The sequence below is a fragment of the Burkholderia sp. 9779_493 genome (assembly GCF_015712215.1).
Lineage (GTDB): Bacteria > Pseudomonadota > Gammaproteobacteria > Burkholderiales > Burkholderiaceae > Burkholderia > Burkholderia cenocepacia.
Window position 1 is genome coordinate 68,315 of the sequence record NZ_JACCQA010000033.1, and the last position, 18,314, is coordinate 86,628.

Below are 18,314 nucleotides of genomic sequence, written 5' to 3' on the forward strand. Positions count from 1 at the left end.
CGAGATGAGCGATTCGCATCAATCCGACCCGCACCGTCGCGCGCGCCTTCGCTGGCGTGCGCGGCGGGGTCTGCTGGAAAACGACATCGTTTTCGAACGGTTCTTCAGCAGATACGAGCATGACCTCACCGATGCAGACGTAGGCGCGTTGTCGCGCCTGCTCGATCTGAGCGACAACGACCTGATGGACTTGCTCCTCGCGCGCAAGGAACCAGAGGGCGACCTAGACAGCCCGGACATTCACCGGCTGTTGGAGATGCTGCGCAACGTGTAACGCCAAGGTGTAACGCGCTGTGCCCGTTATCGAATCCCGTTTCTTTATTTCGATTGAGGATGTGCCATGACTCCGTCTGATGTTAAAGCCACGCTATCGTTCAGCGACAACTCGCCGAGCGTCGAACTGCCGATCTACAAGGGCACGATGGGCCCGGACGTGATCGACATCCGCAAGCTGTACGGCCAGACCGGCAAGTTCACGTACGACCCGGGCTTCATGTCGACGGCTTCGTGTAATTCGGCGATCACGTACATCGACGGCGACAAGGGCGAACTGCTGTATCGCGGCTACCCGATCGACAACCTCGCGCAAAACGCGGACTTCCTCGAAAGCTGCTACCTGCTGCTGAAGGGCGAACTGCCGAACGCCGCGCAGAAGAAGGAATTCGTCGACACCGTCACGAAGCACACGATGGTGCACGAGCAGATGCACTTCTTCTTCCGTGGCTTCCGTCGCGACGCGCACCCGATGGCGATCCTGGTCGCCGCGGTCGGCGCACTGTCCGCGTTCTACCACGACTCGCTCGACATCAACGACCCGCGTCACCGCGAAGTGTCGGCGATCCGCATGATCGCGAAGCTGCCGACGCTCGTCGCGATGGCGTACAAGTACAGCATCGGCCAGCCGTTCGTGTATCCGAAGAACTCGCTGTCGTACAGCGCGAACTTCATGCACATGATGTTCTCGAACCCGTGCGAAGAGTACAAGGTCAACGACGTGCTCGTCCGCGCGCTCGACCGTATCCTGATCCTGCACGCCGATCACGAGCAGAACGCATCGACGTCGACGGTCCGCCTGGCCGGCTCGTCGGGCGCGAACCCGTTCGCGTGTATCGCAGCCGGTATCGCGTGTCTGTGGGGCCCGGCGCACGGTGGTGCGAACGAAGCCGCGCTGAACATGCTCGAGCAGATCGGTTCGCCGGACAACATCCCCGAATTCATCAAGCAGGTGAAGGACAAGAATTCGGGCGTGAAGCTGATGGGCTTCGGCCACCGCGTGTACAAGAACTACGACCCGCGTGCGAAGCTGATGCGCGAAACGTGCTACGAAGTGCTGAACGAACTGGGCCTGCACGACGACCCGCTGTTCAAGCTCGCGATGCAGCTCGAGAAGATCGCGCTGGAAGACGAATACTTCGTGTCGCGCAAGCTGTACCCGAACGTCGACTTCTACTCGGGCATCGTCCAGCGCGCGCTGGGCATCCCGACGTCGATGTTCACGTGTATCTTCGCGATGGCACGTACGGTCGGCTGGATCGCACAGTGGAACGAAATGATTGCGGATCCGGAACAGAAGATCGGCCGTCCGCGTCAGCTGTTCATCGGCGATACGCCGCGCGAAGCGAAGCCGCTCAACGCACGTTAAGCCGTGTGTGGCGCGAACGGCCGGCAGGCCGCTCGCGTCGGGCAATCGCCACGCCACGACACCCCGACGGGTCAGCCCGTCGGGGTGTTTTCATTTGGGCGGTCGATGTAGGCCCGATCCGGTGCGGCGCTCCAGCGACGGCGGCCGTGTGTCGAGCGCGGGCGCATCGCCGTCGGGCGCGTGGCCGTGCTGCTTGAAGAACTGCCGGTACGCGCCGGGCGTCGTGCCGCGCGCGGCGAGGAACTGGCGATTGAAGTTCGCGGCATTCGGAATGCCGCAGCGCGCGGCCACCGTCGCGATCGGCCAGTCGGTGCCGACGAGGTGGCGGCATGCATGCGCGAGCCGCAGCCGCTGCACGTAGCGGCCGACGCTTTCGCCGAGATGCCGGACGAACAGCCGTTGCAGCGTGCGTTCGGACATGTGCGCGGCAGCGGCGAGTGCATCGATGCGCAGCGGTTCGTGGAAATGCCGGTCGATCGCGTCGAGCACGCGGTCGAGGCGCTCGGCTTCGGGGGCGGCCGGGTCGGCGGGCGACGCGGCGCCGTCGGGCCGGTCGTACGCGTGCGCGGTGGCGAGCGGTTCGCCGCCGGTTTCCGCGAGATCGGCAAGCGTGTCCAGCGTGGCTGCGAGCCGCACGCGCGGCGACGGATCGAGCAACAGCGGCAGCCGCGCGCGCATCGCGCGGGCCGTCTCCCCGTCGAAGCGCAGGCCGGGCGCCGCGCGTCGCAGCAGCGAACGCAGCGGCGCGTATTCGGGGCAGCAGTCGGCCAGCCGCCGTGCCCAGTCTCCGTCGAACCAGACGACGAGCGCCACCTCGGGCGCGTCGCGATCGATGCGCGCGTTCGACGACCACGTATGCGGCAGGTTGGGCGGCACGAGCACGAGATCGTCGTCCGCGTAGTGTGCGACGTGATCGCCGATGAAGCGCTGGCCGCGGCTGTTGAGCGTCAGCGTCAGTTCGTACTCGGGATGGCGATGCCATTCGAACGGGATGCGCGCGAGCTGGCGATGATAGACGCGGATCGAACAGCCGGATGCGAACGTCACGTGCTCGTATTGCGGTTTCATCACGGCCTCCGGTGGGGGCGGGCAGCGCGTCGTGGCATGATCGTGAGCGATCGTCACCCCGGAGCGATGCCATGTTTTCACATGTTTGCGTGGGCGTCAGCGATACGGCGCGCGCCTACGATTTCTACGCGCCGCTGTTCGCGGCACTCGGGCTGCGCCTGAAATTCCGCGAGCCCGACGGCTGGTCGGGCTGGATGCCGGCCGACGCCGAGCGGCCGCTGTTCTTCTTCGGCAAGCCGCTCGACGGCCACGCGCCGGCGCCGGGCAACGGCCATACGATCGCGTTCGATGTACCGACCCGCGCGCACGTCGATCGCTGCCACGCGCTCGCGCTGCGGCAGGGCGGCACCTGCGAAGGGCCGCCGGGCCTGAGGCCGTACTATCACCGCGACTATTACGGCGCCTATTTCCGCGACCCGGACGGCAACAAGCTCTGCGTGGTCTGCCATCGTCCCGAGTGACATGCGATTGTCAGGATTGTATCGATCATTGGCCGGATAGTGGTGATCGCGGCCATGCGCCGGCCGTACGCTGACGGCACATCACGACACGCTTCAGCGAGGAGACGACGATGCAACTGACGATTGACGATCTGCCCGCCGCGATTCGCGCGGCGAAACGGGCGCTGCGCGCCGACTTGCCCGGTTACGCGGCCACGTTCCGCGAACTCGAAGGCGACATTGCACGGCAGGTCGACGCGATCCGCCGCGCGCACGCGCATGGCCATGACGTGATTCCGGTCGTGCCGTTCGCGGATATCGCGGCCGGGAGCGTCGATCCGCACGCACTTGCCGCGATCCGCACGCATGGCGCGGTCGTGATCCGCGGCGTGTTCGATGCGCGGCAGGCAAGCGACTGGAACGACGAGATCGGCGCGTATCTGGATGCGAACCGTTTCGCCGAGCGGCTGCATGCACGCGCGGAGGACCGTTACTTCGGCAATCTCGCGTCGGGCAAGCCGCAGATTTACGGCGTCTACTGGTCGAAGCCGCAGGTGGCTGCGCGCCAGTCGCCTGCGCTCACGCAGGCGCGCGTGTTTTTGAACCGCTTGTGGCGGCATGCGGACGGCGCGCGCACGCATTTCGATCCCGACCAGGTGCCCGCGTATGCGGACCGGATTCGCCGCCGGCCGCCCGGTTCGACGTCGCTCGGGCTGTCGCCGCATGTCGACGGCGGTTCCGTCGAGCGCTGGCTCGGCGCGAATTTTCGGCAGGTCTATCGTCACGTGCTGGCCGGCCGCTGGCGCGATTACGATCCGTTCGATGCGGCGTTCCGACCCGACGTCGAGGAGATTCCGTCGCCGGCCGTGTGTTCGATGTTCCGCACGTTCCAGGGCTGGACCGCGCTGACGCCGCAAGGGCCCGGCGACGGCACGCTGCAGCTGATTCCGGTCGCGAACGCGATGGCCTATGTCGTGCTGCGCGCGCTGCAGGACGACGTCGCCGACGACGACCTGTGCGGCGCGCGTCCCGGCCGCGCGCTGTCGATTCGCCCGGAATGGCACGCGCTGCTGCTCGACGCGCTGGTGCCGATCCCGCACATGGCGCCGGGCGACGCGGTGTTCTGGCACGGCGACGTCGTGCATGCGGTCGAGGATGCGCATCGCGGCAGCGGCGACAGCAACGTGATGTACATTGCGGCCGCGCCCGGCTGCGCGAAGAACGACGCGTACCTGCAACGCCAGCGTTCCGCGTTCCTGCGCGGCGACAGCCCGCCCGATTTCCCGGCCGATCATTTCGAAGTCGATTTCGACGGCCGCGCGGAGGAGGGCGAACTCACGGCGCTCGGCCGTTCACAGATGGGGTTCGCGCCCGGTGCATAAAGCATGTGCGGCGGCCCCGAACGGCCGTTCGCGAGACCGCGGGCGGGCCGTCTGCCGAATCCGCTGCGTGGTGCACGCAATTCGACGCAATCGGCTGTCGGCGCCGCCGAAATCGACGCGAATGGCGCAATTTGGCTTCCGATAATGGTCCGGACACAACGCCGCCGGCCCGTGCGCCGCACGGATGCGGCGCAGACCATGGAGGAGTCGATGCAATTCACGCAAGCGATCGTTCGCCGTCCCGCGCCGTCCTGCGGCGCGGGCCTGACCACCGCCGAACTCGGCACACCCGATTACGACAAGACGCTCACGCAGTTCCACGCGTACTGCGACGCGCTGCGCACGCTCGGCGTCGAGTTGACCGAACTGCCGCCGCTGGAGGCGTTTCCCGATTCGCACTTCGTCGAGGACGTCGCCGTCGTCACGCCGGAATTCGCGGCGATCACGCGTCCCGGCGCGCCCGCCCGGCGCGGCGAGACGGTTCATATCGAAGCGGCGCTCGCCGCGCATCGCGAACTGCTGCCGATGCAGTCCGGCCGTCTCGACGGCGGCGACGTGATGCTGGTCGGCAAGCGCTTCTTCATCGGCCTGACGAGCCGCACCGACGCGGAAGGCATCGCCGCGTTCGACGCGCTGGTGTCGCGCCATGGCTATTCGGTCGTCGCTGTGCCGGTCGGCGCCGGCCTGCACCTGAAATCGGTCGTCAACGCGCTCGGCGACGACACGCTGCTCGTGACCGACGCGCTGGCCGCGCATCCGGCATTCGCCGACTATCGCCGGATCGCGATCTCGGCCGCCGACGAATACGCGGGCAACACGCTGCGCGTGAACGGTACGCTGATCACGCCGGCCGGCTATCCGCGCGTGCATGACGCGATCGCGTCGCTCGGCATGCCGCTGCACGTGATCGACACGAGCGAGTTCCGCAAGATGGACGGCGGCCTGACCTGCCTGTCGCTGCGGTTCTAGCCGATTGGCGCGCGGCCGCTTCGGCCGGATAATGTGGCCCCCGTGCGGAACGGCACACGTTCCGCGCACCAGCCACGACCCGACCGGAGCGAACGCGGATGACCGACAAGAAGATGCAGCTCGACAAGATCGATCTCCGGATCCTCGACATCCTGCGTACCGACGGGCGAATTTCGTACCGGAAGCTGTCGGAGCTCGTGAACCTCACGCCGCGGCCGTGCCAGGCGCGCGTGGAGCGGCTCGAGGCGCTCGGCGTGATCGAAGGGTATCGCGCGGTGATCAAGGCGCCGCGCGCGACCAAGCCGATCGTCGTGATCGCGCAGATCGTGCTGGCCGACCACGGGCGTTCGCAGGCGCCGTTCGAGGAGGAAATGCGCGCGAATCCGGCCGTGCTCGATTGCTGGCTCGTCAGCGGCACGTTCGATTTTCTCGTGCGGCTCGCGTGCGAGGATCTCGACGAGTACCGGCGGATCGCGAACGTATGGCTGGAAAGCCCGCGATTCCGGATCGAGAAGATCGTGACGACGGCCGAACTGCAGGCGATCAAGCGCAGCGTCGTGTGATGCGACCGGCCCGGCAGGGCCGGTTTCGAGGCGAATGACCAGGCCGATCGATTTGCATTCCAAATCAAATTTGGCCGACCGGATCACAATCAGGGTGAACACTATGGATGCTATGCAAGCGGCAGCGGAGACGGCCGCGTCGTCCGGGGCGACGCTGAAGCGTCGTCTGCAGGGCCGCCACATCGCGATGATCGCGATCGGCGGTTCGATCGGCACGGGGCTGTTCGTCGCGTCGGGCGCGTCGGTCGCGCAGGCGGGGCCGGGCGGGGCGATCGCCGCGTATCTCGCGATCGGGATCATGGTCTATTTCGTCGTCACCGGGCTCGGCGAGATGGCCGCGTTGATGCCGGTATCGGGCTCGTTCGCGATCTACGGCGAGAAGTACGTCGACGAAGGTTTCGGCGTCGCGCTCGGCTGGACCTACTGGTACAGCTGGGCGGTGACGATCGCGATCGAGCTGGTCGCCGCGCAGATCGTGATGCGCTACTGGTTTCCGTCGGTGCCCGGCGTGTGGTGGGGCGCGAGCTTCCTCGTGCTGATCTTCCTGCTCAATACGCTGTCGGTGCGCGGCTTCGGCGAATCGGAATACTGGTTCTCGCTGATCAAGGTCGTCACCGTGATCGCATTCATCGCGGCCGGGCTGCTGATCGCGGCCGGCGTGCTCGGGACCGGGCATCCGGTCGGCTGGCGCAACTTCACGACCGGCGACGCGCCGTTCGTCGGCGGCGTGCACGCGATGATGAGCGTCGCGCTGATCGCGGGCTTCTCGTTCCTCGGCACCGAGCTGGTCGGCATCACGGCCGGCGAATCGGAAAACCCGCGCAAGACGATCCCGCGCGCGGTGAAGCAGATTTTCTGGCGGATCATGCTGTTCTACGTGCTCGCGATCTTCGTCATCGGCCTGCTGGTGCCGTACACCGATCCGAACCTGCTGAAGAGCGACGTGACCGACATCGGCGTGAGCCCGTTCACGCTGGTGTTCAGCCATGCGGGGTTCCCGCTCGCGGCCGGCGCGATGAACCTGGTGATCCTGACGGCCGTGCTGTCGGCCGGCAATTCCGGCACCTACGCGGCGACGCGGATGCTGTACAACCTCGCATCGGAAGGGCGCGCGCCGGCCATGTTCGCGACGCTGTCGCCGGGCGGCGTGCCGCGCAACGCGCTGTACGCGACGATGGCCGTCGGCGGGTTGTGCTTCCTCACGTCGCTGACCAGCAACCAGCGCATCTATCTGTGGCTGCTGAATACGGTCGGCATCACCGGCTTCATCGCGTGGCTCGGCATCGCGGTCTGCCATTACCGGTTCCGCAAGGGATTCCTGAAGCAGGGCTATCGGCTCGACCAGCTGCCGTATCGCGCGAAATGGTTTCCGTTCGGGCCGTTGTTCGCGATCGCGATCTGCATCGTGATTTCGCTGGGCCAGGATTACCAGGCATTCTTCGCGGCGCACATCGACTGGATGGAAGTGCTGTCGATCTATGTGTGGATTCCGCTGTTCGTCGCGATCTGGTGGGCGTATCGCCGCGCGCGCAAGAGCCGGCTCGTGCGCTACGAAGAGATGGACATCGGGCCGTGGCTCACGCGCTCGGTCGAGGCCGTCGACGCGGCGGCCTCGCAGCACGGGCAGCCGCGCTGATCGCCGGCGGGCGACGGCGAGGCGACGGGAGCCGGCGCGAATCGCATGGCCTCCGTCGAGCGAGCCGTGCCGCCACGCGCGTTTCGGTCAGCGTGCCTGCTTCAACTGCGCCTTCATGAAATCCACCCATGCGCGTACCTTCTGCGGCACGTGTCGCGTCGCGACGTACAGCGCATAGACGTTCTGCTGCGGAAACCGGTACGCGGGCAGCGCGTCGACCAGCGTGCCGCTTGCGAGATCGTCCTGTGTTCCGGCGCGAAGCGGACGGCCTGATCGTGTGGCGCCACCTGCACGAGACGGCGGTCGCCGCCGCGTGAACGACGCGTGCCGCCGCCGTTACTTGTCCAGCTCCGGATAGTGCCGGAAGATCCCCATGTCGTTGAACGGGATGCGGCGCTCCGATGCCAGGTAGCGCGCGACGGGCGGATGCTCCGCGACGCGATCGTGCAGCGCGACGAGCGCCGCGACCTTGCGCTCCGCGCGCTTCATCGCCTTCGGGAACGCATAGCGCAGCCCCTCGATCAACTGGAACATCGTCAGGTCCGCATAGCTGAGCGCGTTGCCCGCGATATAACCGTTCTTGTGCGGATTCTGTTCGAGCACGCGATCGAAGTAGCCAAGGAACTTCGGCAGCCGGTTCTCGAGGAAATCGGCCGCGCGCTCGGCCGCTTCCGCTTTCTGGTCCTCGTAGTACAGGCCGCTGCCGATCGGATGGTGCGTGTCGTGGATCTCGGTGATGAAATCGGCGGCGGTCAGCTGGATCTGATGCACCCACAGCCGGCCGGCTTCGTCGTCGGGCGCGAGCCCGAGCCGCGCGCCGAGAAACAGCAGGATGTTCGCGGTCTGCCCGACGACCACGTCGCCCGCCTTCAGGAACGGCGGTGCGAACGGCACGCATTCGGCCTGCGTGCTGTCCATCATGCGCATCATGGCCGTCACGCCCATTCCGCGCCCCGATTCGCGCGCGACGTCGACGTAGTCGGCTTCGGCGGCCTCGAGCGCGAGCCGTACGTACTCGCCGCGGCCCTGGATCTCGGGCCAGTAATAGAGTTCATATCGCATGCTGTTCTCCTGTTCGTTGAACCGAATGCTGCCGGCTGCATGAAGGCGGGGCGGCCATGCGGCTCCCGCTGCGAATAGACAGTCTAGGAGATCGCGGGGAAAGTGCCGCGGGCGTCGCGCGTCACGCGCCGCGTTCGCCGCCTTCGGGGCCGTAGAAGAACACCCATGTCGAGAAATCGTCGGAGAAGCCGACGAAGCGATGCTCGGCGTGCGCGGGGACGAACAGCGCGTCGCCGGCCGCGACGTCGCATTCACGCCCGTCGACGACGAAGCGCGACGTGCCGGCGGCGATCACGTAGACCTCGTCGCGCACGTGCGGCGTCTGCCGATCCTCGATGCGCGGCCGGTACAGCTCGACGTCGAGCGTACCGTGGTGAAACAGCGTCGTGAACAGCGTGCCTGCGTCGTCGAGGCGCGCAAGCGATTCTTTCAGGCCGAGCTTCATGAGGGCTCCGGGTCCGGATCACGGGAACGTGCGTTGCGTCATCGTAGCGCGCGCGTCGATACGTCGAAACCCCGCGCCGGCCACCGGCGAAACAAGGGGCGATGCGCTCGCCACGGATGAAACGGCTTCGACCATCGGCGAAACGGAGCGGTAGCCGAGCGGATTCGATCGGCATTTTCACTCCAATTTAACCAACGCCGCCTACGATCGCGCTTCGCCGATCGGTGATGCGTCGCGATGCCGTTTCATGCGTGGCTGCCGTTGCCTTTCCCCTTGATTCCGCGAAATCCGGCGGTCCTGCTTGTCGTCAGGCGCGCTCGTCATTCGCCTCCTTTCATCTCGCACCCATGAGTCAGCATCCCCCGGCCTCGTCCCGCAGAACATTCCTGTCCGCCGCGCCGGCCGTCGCGGCGGCGTCATTCCTCGGCGCATGCGGCGGCGGCGACGACGTCACGTCGGCGCCGATCGGCGACGCCGCGCTCGCCGCGCAGATGTCCGCGAAACTGAACGCCCAGCTCGACGATGCGGCGACGGTCGACGCGATCGTGCCGGCGATGACCGATGTCGGCTTCACGTGGGCGCTGCCGACGGTGCCGGCCGCGCAGATCGGCGCGATCGTCGCGTACAGCTTCGGCAATCGTCCGAACGCGGCGAGCGGCAATACGTCGAGCACCGGCGGCAACCAGTCCGCGCTGCCCGATCCGGGGCCCGTCAACGAAGCGCTCGCGGACGCCGTGTACCGCATCCGCCAGTTGAAACCGGTCAAGGTCTACGCGCAGTGGGAAATCGCGCGCTTTCTCGTATCGAAATACGGGCTGGGCGCCGACGTGCTGTCGTCGATCGAACCGGTGATTGCGAGCGACGGCTCGATCGTCTACCTGAGCACCGCGGGCGTCGCGGCCGTGGCGGTATCGCGTGCGGGCGTCGCGGCCGCGATGGGCACCGTCGCGGTGGTTGGCCATCGCGATCATGCGAAGCGCTGCATCCAGACCTCGCGGCAGGCGGGCATGCAGGCGGCCGCGGTCGCCGAGGTGCCGCTGCCGACCACGTACGACCCGCAGTCGGGCCAGCCGTGGACGCGCAACCGCAGCCTCTATCTCGTGCACGACATGTATGCGCAGATGCTGACGCACGCGATGACCGCGACGATGCAGGCGTTCCCGAAAGGCTGATGCCTTCCGTCGTTTCCCATTCGAATTCCGTGACCATGACGAACCGCCGCCATTTTCTCGCCTCCACTTCATTGCTCGCCGCCTCGTGCGCCGCCGCGCCCGCGTTCGCAAGCGACGCCCCCGTTTCCGATGCGGAACTGCAGCGCCAGATGCTCGGCAAGCTGACGAACGAACTGAACGATCGCGCGACTGCCGCCGACGAAACCGGTTACCTGCTCGACACGTTTTTCGCGTGGACGCCGCCGTCCGTCGACGCGGCCGGCGTCAACACGATCGTCGCGTTCGGCTTCGGCAGCCGCGCCGGGTCATCGGCCGCCGCGCCGCTGCCGGGCCCCGTGAACGAGGCCATCGCCGACGCCGTGTTCCAGCTTCGGCAGAAAGCCGCGGTGCCGGTTTTCGCGCAGCAGGAAGTCGCGAGCGTGCTCGCGTCGAAGTACGGACTGACGGCCGGCGTGACGTCGATCGCGACGCCTGCCGCGGTCGCCGGCAGCCCGATACCGACACCCGACGGCGTCGCCGCCGCGATCGTCAGGCAGGCCGGTTCGGCCGCGGCGCTCGGCAAGGTCGGCGTGGTCACGCATCGCGATCAGGCGTCGATCGCCGTGCGCATGTCGAATGCGGCGGGGATGCAGGCGGCGGTGCCGGCCGGACTGGCGCTGCCCGGCGCCTATGATGCATCGGCCCAGCAGCCGGCGATGCGGCGGCGCGATCTTTACCTGATGAGCAATGCCGGCATGCAGCTCGCGATGCTGCGGCTCGACCTGATCAATCGCGAATATCCGGGCGGCTAGACGCGCAGCGCACCCCGCGCGCGATCGCCGCGCGCCGGATCGTGCGTGCCACATGTTGGCGGGTAATGCCGATACAGGTATTGGCACTACCAGCCAAACCACTGTTTTTAATGGGTTTTTTCGCGCCCGGCCTGCGCCGCGACGCGTTCTGCGTGGCATAATCGACCGCATCCGCAAGGCTTGTAGTCACAACGACCCCGCATACCCATGGCACAGACTCTCTACGACAAACTGTGGAACACCCACGTGGTCCACACCGAGGAAGACGGCACGACCCTGCTCTATATCGACCGTCAGCTGCTGCATGAAGTCACGAGCCCGCAGGCATTCGAAGGGCTGAAGATGGCGCAGCGCCCGGTGTGGCGCATCAGCGCGAACCTGGCCGTGTCGGACCACAACGTGCCGACCACGGACCGCAGCCACGGCATCGCCGATCCCGTCTCGAAGCTGCAGGTCGACACGCTCGACGCGAACTGCGACGCATTCGGCATCACCCAGTTCAAGATGAACGACGTGCGCCAGGGCATCGTCCACATCATCGGGCCGGAACAGGGCGCGACGCTGCCGGGCATGACGATCGTGTGCGGCGATTCGCATACGTCGACGCACGGCGCGTTCGGCGCGCTCGCGCACGGCATCGGCACGTCGGAAGTCGAGCACGTGCTCGCGACGCAGACCTTGCTGCAGAAGAAGAGCAAGAACATGCTCGTGAAGGTCGAGGGCGCACTGCCGCGCGGCTGCACCGCGAAGGACATCGTGCTCGCGATCATCGGCAAGATCGGCACCGCGGGCGGCACCGGCTACGCGATCGAATTCGGCGGCTCGACCATTCGCGCGCTGACGATGGAAGGCCGCATGACCGTCTGCAACATGGCGATCGAAGCCGGCGCGCGCGCGGGCATGGTCGCGGTGGACGACACGACGATCGACTACCTGAAGGGCCGTCCGTTCGTGCCGACCGGCGCGGAATGGGATCAGGCCGTCGAATACTGGCGCCAGTTCAAGTCGGACGACGGCGCGCACTTCGACCGCGTGGTCGAGCTGAACGCGGCCGAGATCGTCCCGCAGGTCACGTGGGGCACGTCGCCGGAAATGGTCACGTCGATCGACGGTCGCGTGCCCGATCCCGAGCGCGAGAAGGATCCGGTCAAGCGCGACGCGATGGAGCGCGCGCTGGCGTACATGGCGCTCGAGCCGAACACGCCGATCGAATCGATCAAGGTCGACAAGATCTTCATCGGCTCGTGCACGAATGCACGGATCGAGGATATCCGCGCGGCCGCGTATGTCGTGAAGAAGCTGAACCGTCGCATCGCGTCGAACGTGCGGCTCGCGATGGTCGTGCCGGGCTCGGGCCTCGTGAAGGCGCAGGCCGAGCGCGAAGGGCTCGACAAGGTGTTCACCGACGCGGGTTTCGAATGGCGCGAGCCGGGCTGCTCGATGTGCCTCGCGATGAACGCCGACCGGCTCGATCCGGGCGAGCGCTGCGCGTCGACGTCGAACCGCAACTTCGAAGGCCGGCAGGGCGCGGGCGGCCGCACGCACCTCGTGAGCCCCGCGATGGCGGCGGCCGCCGCGATCGAAGGCCACTTCGTCGACATTCGCCAGCTGGGGTAACGCGTGACGGCATCGAAGGTCATCGCGCGGCTGGTTGCCGCGCTGGCGCTGGCGGGGCTGGGCTTCGGCCTTGCGGGCTGCAATACCGTCCGAGGCTTCGGCGAGGACGTCAACGCCGCCGGCAACGCGCTGAAGCGCGCCGCGGACTGACACCGCCACCGAGAATTTGTCGATGGGCGCCGGCCGCGTGCCGGCCCTTCAACCGGATAGACGGATCATGGAAAAATTCACTGTACATACCGGCGTCGTCGCGCCGCTCGATCGCGAGAACGTCGATACGGACGCGATCATCCCGAAGCAGTTCCTGAAGTCGATCAAGCGCACGGGCTTCGGTCCGAACGCGTTCGACGAATGGCGCTACCTCGATCACGGCGAGCCGGGGCAGGACAACTCGAAGCGTCCGCTGAACCCGGACTTCGTGCTGAACCAGCCGCGCTACCAGGGCGCATCGGTGCTGCTCGCCCGCAAGAATTTCGGCTGCGGCAGCTCGCGCGAGCACGCGCCGTGGGCGCTGCAGCAGTACGGCTTCCGCGCGATCATCGCGCCGAGCTTCGCGGACATCTTCTTCAACAACTGCTTCAAGAACGGCCTGCTGCCGATCGTGCTGACCGAGCAGCAGGTCGATCACCTGTTCAACGACACGTATGCGTTCAACGGCTACCAGCTGACGATCGACCTCGACGCGCAGGTCGTGCGCGCGGGCGACGGCCGCGAGTATCCGTTCGAGATCACCGCGTTCCGCAAGTACTGCCTGCTGAACGGCTTCGACGACATCGGCCTCACGCTGCGCCACGCGGACAAGATCCGCCAGTTCGAAGCGGAGCGGCTCGTGAAGCAGCCGTGGCTCAACACGAAGCTGGTCGGCTGATCGCGCGTGGCGGGTGCGCCGTGCGCGCGCTCGCCGGCCTGTCTCTCCAACAACCTACCCAGTCAGGAATTTCGCATGAAGATTGCAGTGCTGCCCGGCGACGGCATCGGTCCGGAAATCGTCAATGAAGCCGTGAAGGTGCTGAACGCACTCGACGAGACGTTCGAACTCGAACAGGCGCCGGTCGGCGGCGCGGGCTACGAGGCGAGCGGCCATCCGCTGCCCGACGCGACGCTGGCGCTCGCGAAGCAGGCCGACGCGATCCTGTTCGGCGCGGTCGGCGACTGGAAGTACGACTCGCTGGAGCGCGCGCTGCGCCCCGAGCAGGCGATCCTCGGGCTGCGCAAGCACCTCGAGCTGTTCGCGAACTTCCGCCCGGCGATCTGCTATCCGCAGCTCGTCGATGCGTCGCCGTTGAAGCCGGAGCTCGTCGCGGGCCTCGACATCCTGATCGTGCGCGAACTGAACGGCGACATCTACTTCGGCCAGCCGCGCGGCGTGCGCGCGGCGCCGGACGGCCCGTTCGCCGGCGCGCGCGAAGGCTTCGACACGATGCGCTATTCGGAGCCGGAAGTGCGTCGCATCGCGCACGTCGCGTTCCAGGCCGCGCAAAAGCGCGCGAAGAAGCTGCTGTCGGTCGACAAGTCGAACGTGCTGGAAACGTCGCAGTTCTGGCGCGACATCATGATCGACGTGTCGAAGGAATACGCGGACGTCGAGCTGTCGCACATGTACGTCGACAACGCGGCGATGCAGCTCGCGAAGGCGCCGAAGCAGTTCGACGTGATCGTCACGGGCAACATGTTCGGCGACATCCTGTCGGATGAAGCGTCGATGCTGACGGGTTCGATCGGCATGCTGCCGTCGGCGTCGCTCGACAAGAACAACAAGGGCCTGTACGAGCCGTCGCACGGTTCGGCGCCGGACATCGCCGGCAAGGGCATCGCGAACCCGCTCGCGACGATCCTGTCGGCCGCGATGCTGCTGCGCTACTCGCTGAATCGCGCCGAGCAGGCCGATCGCATCGAGCGTGCGGTGAAAACGGTGCTCGAACAGGGTTATCGCACGGGCGACATCGCGACGCCGGGCTGCAAGCAGGTCGGCACGGCGGCGATGGGCGACGCGGTGGTCGCGGCGCTGTAAGCGGACGGATCGAAGTCCGGTAACCAAGATGAAAAGGGCGCGAACGGGCCGTAAAAATCGGCCGGTTCGCGCACCGTTGGCCGTTGTGCGGGCCAGCGGCTTTGTGTAGACTCGAACGATGGCGCTGATTTCCCTGATCTCCCCGGTCCTGAAACTCCACGGCAACACTGCCCGTGCGGGTGCGCGCGCCATCGTCATCACGAAAACCATTACCACGAAAACGATCATTAAACGCTGATCGCCGTCGTGCCCGCCTGTTTCCCCGCGCGGTCACGCGGGGACGGAAATGGCGGGGAAGCTCCATTCAAGCAAAGGGTTAGTCATGAACGTAGGTCTCGTAGGTTGGCGCGGCATGGTCGGCAGCGTCCTGATGCAGCGCATGCAGGAAGAGGGCGATTTCGACCTGATCGAACCGGTGTTCTTCAGCACCAGCAACACGGGCGGCAAGGCGCCGTCGTTCGCGAAAAACGAGACTACGCTCAAGGACGCGACCAACGTCGACGAGCTGAAGAAGTGCGACGTGATCATCACGTGCCAGGGCGGCGACTACACGAACGACGTGTTTCCGAAGCTGCGCGCGGCCGGCTGGAACGGCTACTGGATCGACGCGGCGTCGTCGCTGCGGATGAAGGACGACGCGGTCATCATCCTCGATCCGGTCAACCTCGACGTGATCAGGGACGCGCTCGTCAAGGGCACGAAGAACTTCATCGGCGGCAACTGCACGGTCAGCCTGATGCTGATGGCGCTCGGCGGCCTGTTCCGCGAGAACCTCGTCGACTGGATGACGGCGATGACCTACCAGGCCGCATCCGGCGCGGGCGCGCAGAACATGCGCGAATTGCTGTCGCAGATGGGCGCGCTGCATGGTTCGGTGCAGGAGCAGCTCGCCGATCCGGCTTCCGCGATCCTCGACATCGACCGCCGCGTGCTCGCGACGATGAACAGCGACGCGATGCCGACGAGCCAGTTCGGCGTGCCGCTCGCCGGTTCGCTGATCCCGTGGATCGACAAGGATCTCGGCAACGGGATGTCGAAGGAAGAGTGGAAGGGCGGCGCGGAAACCAACAAGATCCTCGGCAAGCCGGCGATGGGCGAGCCGGGTGCGATCCCGGTCGACGGGCTGTGCGTGCGGATCGGTGCGATGCGCTGCCATTCGCAGGCGCTGACGATCAAGCTGAAGAAGGACGTGCCGCTCGACGAAATCAACGGCATCCTCGCGTCCGCGAACGACTGGGTGAAGGTCGTGCCGAACGAGCGTGAAGCGTCGATGCGCGACCTGTCGCCGGCGAAGATCACCGGCACGCTGACGGTGCCGGTCGGCCGCCTGCGCAAGCTCGCGATGGGCGGCGAATACCTGTCGGCGTTCACGGTCGGCGATCAGCTGCTGTGGGGCGCGGCCGAGCCGCTGCGCCGCATGCTGCGCATCCTGCTCGACAAGTAAGCACGGCTGTCCGGCCAGCGGGCCGGGCTGCATGACACGACGCGCCGCGTCGGCCTCGAGATCCGGGGCCGGCGCGGCGCGTTTTTCATGCGCGGTTCAACGCAGGTTCAGCAGCGTCTGGTCGACCGCCTGCTGGGTCTTGATCGTCTGCGCGTTCGCCTGGTAATTGCGCTGCGCGGTGATCAGGTTCACGAGCTCGGTCGTCAGGTTCACGTTCGAATTTTCCAGCGCGCTCCCCTGCAGCGTGCCGTGGTTCGTGCTGCCCGGCGCGGCGATCTGCGGCACGCCGGACGCGGCCGTTTCCGCATACTGGTTGCCGCCGATGTTCACGAGCCCGTTCGGGTTGTTGAAGTTCGCGAGCGCGATCAGGCCGAGCACCGCGCTCTGGCCGTTCGAGTAGTTGCCGGTCAGCTTGCCGTCGGTGCCGATCGAGAACGTCGTCAGCGTGCCGCTCGCGAAGCCGTCCTGCGCGAGATTGGTCACGCCGTCCTTGCCGCCGTACTGCGTCGTGCCGCCCAGGTCGAGCGTCAGGTTCTGCGGATTGGCGCCGCCCGTCGTGTTCGGGATCGAGAACGCGAACTGGCCGAGGCTCGGCGTCGGCTGGCCGGTCGCGGCCGACGTCGTCGAGCTGATCCGGCCCGACGCATCGAACGTGACGGTGCCGAGATTCGTCGGCGTCTGGCCCTGCACGCCCGCGTAGGCCTGCCACGTGCCGGCCGCGCTCTTCGCGAAGTACATCGTGACCTGCTGCGAGCCGCCGAGCGTGTCGTAGACCTGGATCGACGAGTTGTAGTTGTACGTCGTGTTGTCGGTCGCGTTGAACGGCGTCTTGGCCGGCACCTTGTCCTGCGCGTTCAGGTTGAACTGGCCGGTGATCTTGCTCGTCGCGCGCGGCGCGATGTTGTTGGTCGGCGCCTGGAGCGGCACGGTCTGCGCGGTGTTGATCACGCCGCCGGCGCCCGCCGCATAGCCCATCAGGTTGCGGCCTTGCGCGTCGACGATCGCGCCGTTCTTGTCGCGATGGAACGTGCCGTCGCGCGAGTACGTGGTTACGCCGTTGCTGGACATCTGGAAGAAGCCGTTGCCGTTGATCGCGACGTCGAGCGACGACTTCGTCGAATTGATCGTCCCCTGGCCGAAATTCTGCTGCACCGACGCGAGCCGCGTGCCGATGCCGATCTGCGTGTTGACCGACGTCGCGACCGAATTCGCGTACATGTCGGCGAAGTTCGCGCGTCCCTGCTTGAAGCCGACCGTGTTTGCGTTCGCGATGTTGTTGCCGATGACGTCGAGATTGCTCGACGCACCGGCCAATCCGCTCAAGCCCTGCTGATAGCCCATGTTCGGTCCCCGTAACGAGCTGGTGAGTGAATGCAGTCGTGCGACTGCGCGATGACCCTCCGGTACTTCACGGCATCAGCCCGGCCGCGCGCGCCCGCCTTTCCGGCATGTGCAGGCGCGAGGTCGAAAGATGCCGATTCCTGTTTGAAGACGATCGTATCGACGGCGATTATTTGGTCTGTGTAATTTTGTGTAATGTAATTGAATTGATGCAGAAACGATCGCTTTTGTATGAGCAATGGCGTGGGCTTAAGGCGGTGAAAGCCTTATGGGGTGGGGCTTCGGCCGTGTAAATTTTCATTTCTCCGATAAGAGACGGGAATTGCCTTCTTATCGACGAATTGAAATTTTTCGGGAGCGGGATTAAGCGCCGATCAGGATTTGTTTTGATTTTCGGCGGCTAGTTCATTAACGGCGGGCAGGGCGGATTGTTGAGAAAATCCCTGCGATTCTGTCGTCGTGATCCTGCGGCGGACGCTGGGTCGGCGCCGGAAAGCCGCTTCCTCCGACAGGGGCGCGACGCTGCTGCGAGACGGCTTTCGCCTGCGGCACGCAGGTTCGTCCTGATCGATCGGATGCATCGACTACGACAGGCGCGGCCGCGGGGGGTGTCAGGATTTCCGTGTTCAAGGCGGGTTGAGTAATTACACGGAAGGCCGGATGAATCGATCTGCGTAAAGGATAGCGAATTGGTTCATGGCGGTCTTCCAGTCATGAGCTGCACTACCCCA

20 protein-coding genes and 1 pseudogene are annotated in these 18,314 nt (G+C 66.1%); 16 read left to right on the forward strand and 5 right to left on the reverse strand.

What is annotated here, in order from left to right; translation table 11 throughout:
* Positions 1–4 precede the first annotated feature (4 nt).
* Together H0X95_RS27630 and gltA are read left to right on the forward strand one after the other, a co-directional pair.
* The gene (locus H0X95_RS27630; protein ID WP_006495963.1) at positions 5–274 is read left to right on the forward strand and encodes an FAD assembly factor SdhE; all 270 of its coding nucleotides are present in this window, start codon (positions 5–7) and stop codon (positions 272–274) included.
* Between the two features lie 66 nt (positions 275–340).
* The gene (gene gltA / locus H0X95_RS27635; RefSeq protein WP_006487713.1) at positions 341–1,642 is read left to right on the forward strand and encodes a citrate synthase; all 1,302 of its coding nucleotides are present in this window, start codon (positions 341–343) and stop codon (positions 1,640–1,642) included.
* A gap of 90 nt (positions 1,643–1,732) precedes the next feature.
* Here the strand turns inward: gltA and H0X95_RS27640 are convergent, their stop codons facing one another.
* Positions 1,733–2,710 carry a helix-turn-helix domain-containing protein gene (locus tag H0X95_RS27640; protein ID WP_059722738.1) on the reverse strand — a complete coding sequence of 326 codons (978 nt, stop codon included), beginning with the start codon at positions 2,708–2,710 and terminating at the stop codon, positions 1,733–1,735.
* 71 nt (positions 2,711–2,781) lie between these two features.
* On the opposite strand from H0X95_RS27640, the gene H0X95_RS27645 reads away from it, so the two are divergent.
* From H0X95_RS27645 to H0X95_RS27665, 5 genes are all read left to right on the forward strand, one after another.
* Positions 2,782–3,171, forward strand: coding sequence for a VOC family protein (locus H0X95_RS27645; protein ID WP_034202605.1), 390 nt, complete (start codon positions 2,782–2,784; stop codon positions 3,169–3,171).
* 110 nt (positions 3,172–3,281) lie between these two features.
* The gene (locus tag H0X95_RS27650; RefSeq protein ID WP_059722612.1) at positions 3,282–4,532 is read left to right on the forward strand and encodes a DUF1479 domain-containing protein; all 1,251 of its coding nucleotides are present in this window, start codon (positions 3,282–3,284) and stop codon (positions 4,530–4,532) included.
* A 210-nt stretch (positions 4,533–4,742) separates the two neighbouring features.
* Positions 4,743–5,501, forward strand: a complete 759-nt coding sequence (locus H0X95_RS27655; protein ID WP_059722740.1) for a dimethylarginine dimethylaminohydrolase family protein — start codon at positions 4,743–4,745, stop codon at positions 5,499–5,501.
* Positions 5,502–5,599: 98 nt separating this feature from the next.
* Positions 5,600–6,064 (forward strand): Lrp/AsnC family transcriptional regulator, encoded by a 465-nt coding sequence (locus H0X95_RS27660; protein ID WP_006487769.1) that lies wholly within the window; start codon positions 5,600–5,602, stop codon positions 6,062–6,064.
* A gap of 103 nt (positions 6,065–6,167) precedes the next feature.
* A complete protein-coding gene (locus tag H0X95_RS27665; RefSeq protein WP_059722614.1) occupies positions 6,168–7,700 on the forward strand; it encodes an amino acid permease in 1,533 nt (510 codons plus the stop codon).
* Positions 7,701–7,787: 87 nt separating this feature from the next.
* On the opposite strand, the pseudogene H0X95_RS36070 reads toward H0X95_RS27665, so the two are convergent.
* The 3 genes and pseudogenes from H0X95_RS36070 to H0X95_RS27675 all read right to left on the reverse strand — a co-directional run.
* Positions 7,788–7,946, reverse strand: a pseudogene (locus tag H0X95_RS36070) (LysR family transcriptional regulator); the annotation flags it as partial.
* 90 nt (positions 7,947–8,036) lie between these two features.
* Entirely contained in the window at positions 8,037–8,762 is a 726-nt protein-coding gene (locus H0X95_RS27670; protein WP_006487776.1) for a glutathione S-transferase, read from the reverse strand.
* A 121-nt stretch (positions 8,763–8,883) separates the two neighbouring features.
* Entirely contained in the window at positions 8,884–9,207 is a 324-nt protein-coding gene (locus H0X95_RS27675; protein ID WP_006487734.1) for a cupin domain-containing protein, read from the reverse strand.
* Between the two features lie 347 nt (positions 9,208–9,554).
* On the opposite strand from H0X95_RS27675, the gene H0X95_RS27680 reads away from it, so the two are divergent.
* The 8 genes from H0X95_RS27680 to asd all read left to right on the forward strand — a co-directional run bounded on the left by H0X95_RS27680 (position 9,555) and on the right by asd (position 16,242).
* Positions 9,555–10,379, forward strand: a complete 825-nt coding sequence (locus H0X95_RS27680; RefSeq protein WP_059722616.1) for a hypothetical protein — start codon at positions 9,555–9,557, stop codon at positions 10,377–10,379.
* Between the two features lie 35 nt (positions 10,380–10,414).
* Positions 10,415–11,170, forward strand: coding sequence for a hypothetical protein (locus tag H0X95_RS27685; protein ID WP_059722617.1), 756 nt, complete (start codon positions 10,415–10,417; stop codon positions 11,168–11,170).
* 207 nt (positions 11,171–11,377) lie between these two features.
* The gene (gene leuC, locus H0X95_RS27690) at positions 11,378–12,787 is read left to right on the forward strand and encodes a 3-isopropylmalate dehydratase large subunit (protein ID WP_043205143.1); all 1,410 of its coding nucleotides are present in this window, start codon (positions 11,378–11,380) and stop codon (positions 12,785–12,787) included.
* 3 nt (positions 12,788–12,790) lie between these two features.
* Positions 12,791–12,937, forward strand: a complete 147-nt coding sequence (locus tag H0X95_RS27695; protein WP_006487745.1) for an entericidin A/B family lipoprotein — start codon at positions 12,791–12,793, stop codon at positions 12,935–12,937.
* Between the two features lie 67 nt (positions 12,938–13,004).
* Positions 13,005–13,655, forward strand: coding sequence for a 3-isopropylmalate dehydratase small subunit (gene leuD / locus H0X95_RS27700; RefSeq protein ID WP_012493210.1), 651 nt, complete (start codon positions 13,005–13,007; stop codon positions 13,653–13,655).
* 75 nt (positions 13,656–13,730) lie between these two features.
* Entirely contained in the window at positions 13,731–14,798 is a 1,068-nt protein-coding gene (gene leuB / locus H0X95_RS27705; RefSeq protein WP_006487719.1) for a 3-isopropylmalate dehydrogenase, read from the forward strand.
* Between the two features lie 118 nt (positions 14,799–14,916).
* On the forward strand, positions 14,917–15,036 hold the full coding sequence (locus tag H0X95_RS27710; RefSeq protein WP_006756675.1) for a hypothetical protein: 120 nt from the start codon (positions 14,917–14,919) through the stop codon (positions 15,034–15,036).
* Positions 15,037–15,120: 84 nt separating this feature from the next.
* Positions 15,121–16,242, forward strand: coding sequence for an aspartate-semialdehyde dehydrogenase (gene asd / locus H0X95_RS27715; protein WP_196446298.1), 1,122 nt, complete (start codon positions 15,121–15,123; stop codon positions 16,240–16,242).
* Positions 16,243–16,338: 96 nt separating this feature from the next.
* Here asd and flgE read toward each other — a convergent pair whose 3' ends face one another.
* Positions 16,339–17,583 carry a flagellar hook protein FlgE gene (flgE, locus tag H0X95_RS27720; RefSeq protein ID WP_006495951.1) on the reverse strand — a complete coding sequence of 415 codons (1,245 nt, stop codon included), beginning with the start codon at positions 17,581–17,583 and terminating at the stop codon, positions 16,339–16,341.
* 26 nt (positions 17,584–17,609) lie between these two features.
* Between flgE and H0X95_RS27725 the strand changes: the two genes are divergently transcribed.
* Positions 17,610–17,876 (forward strand): hypothetical protein, encoded by a 267-nt coding sequence (locus H0X95_RS27725; RefSeq protein ID WP_124632891.1) that lies wholly within the window; start codon positions 17,610–17,612, stop codon positions 17,874–17,876.
* Positions 17,877–18,314 lie beyond the last annotated feature (438 nt).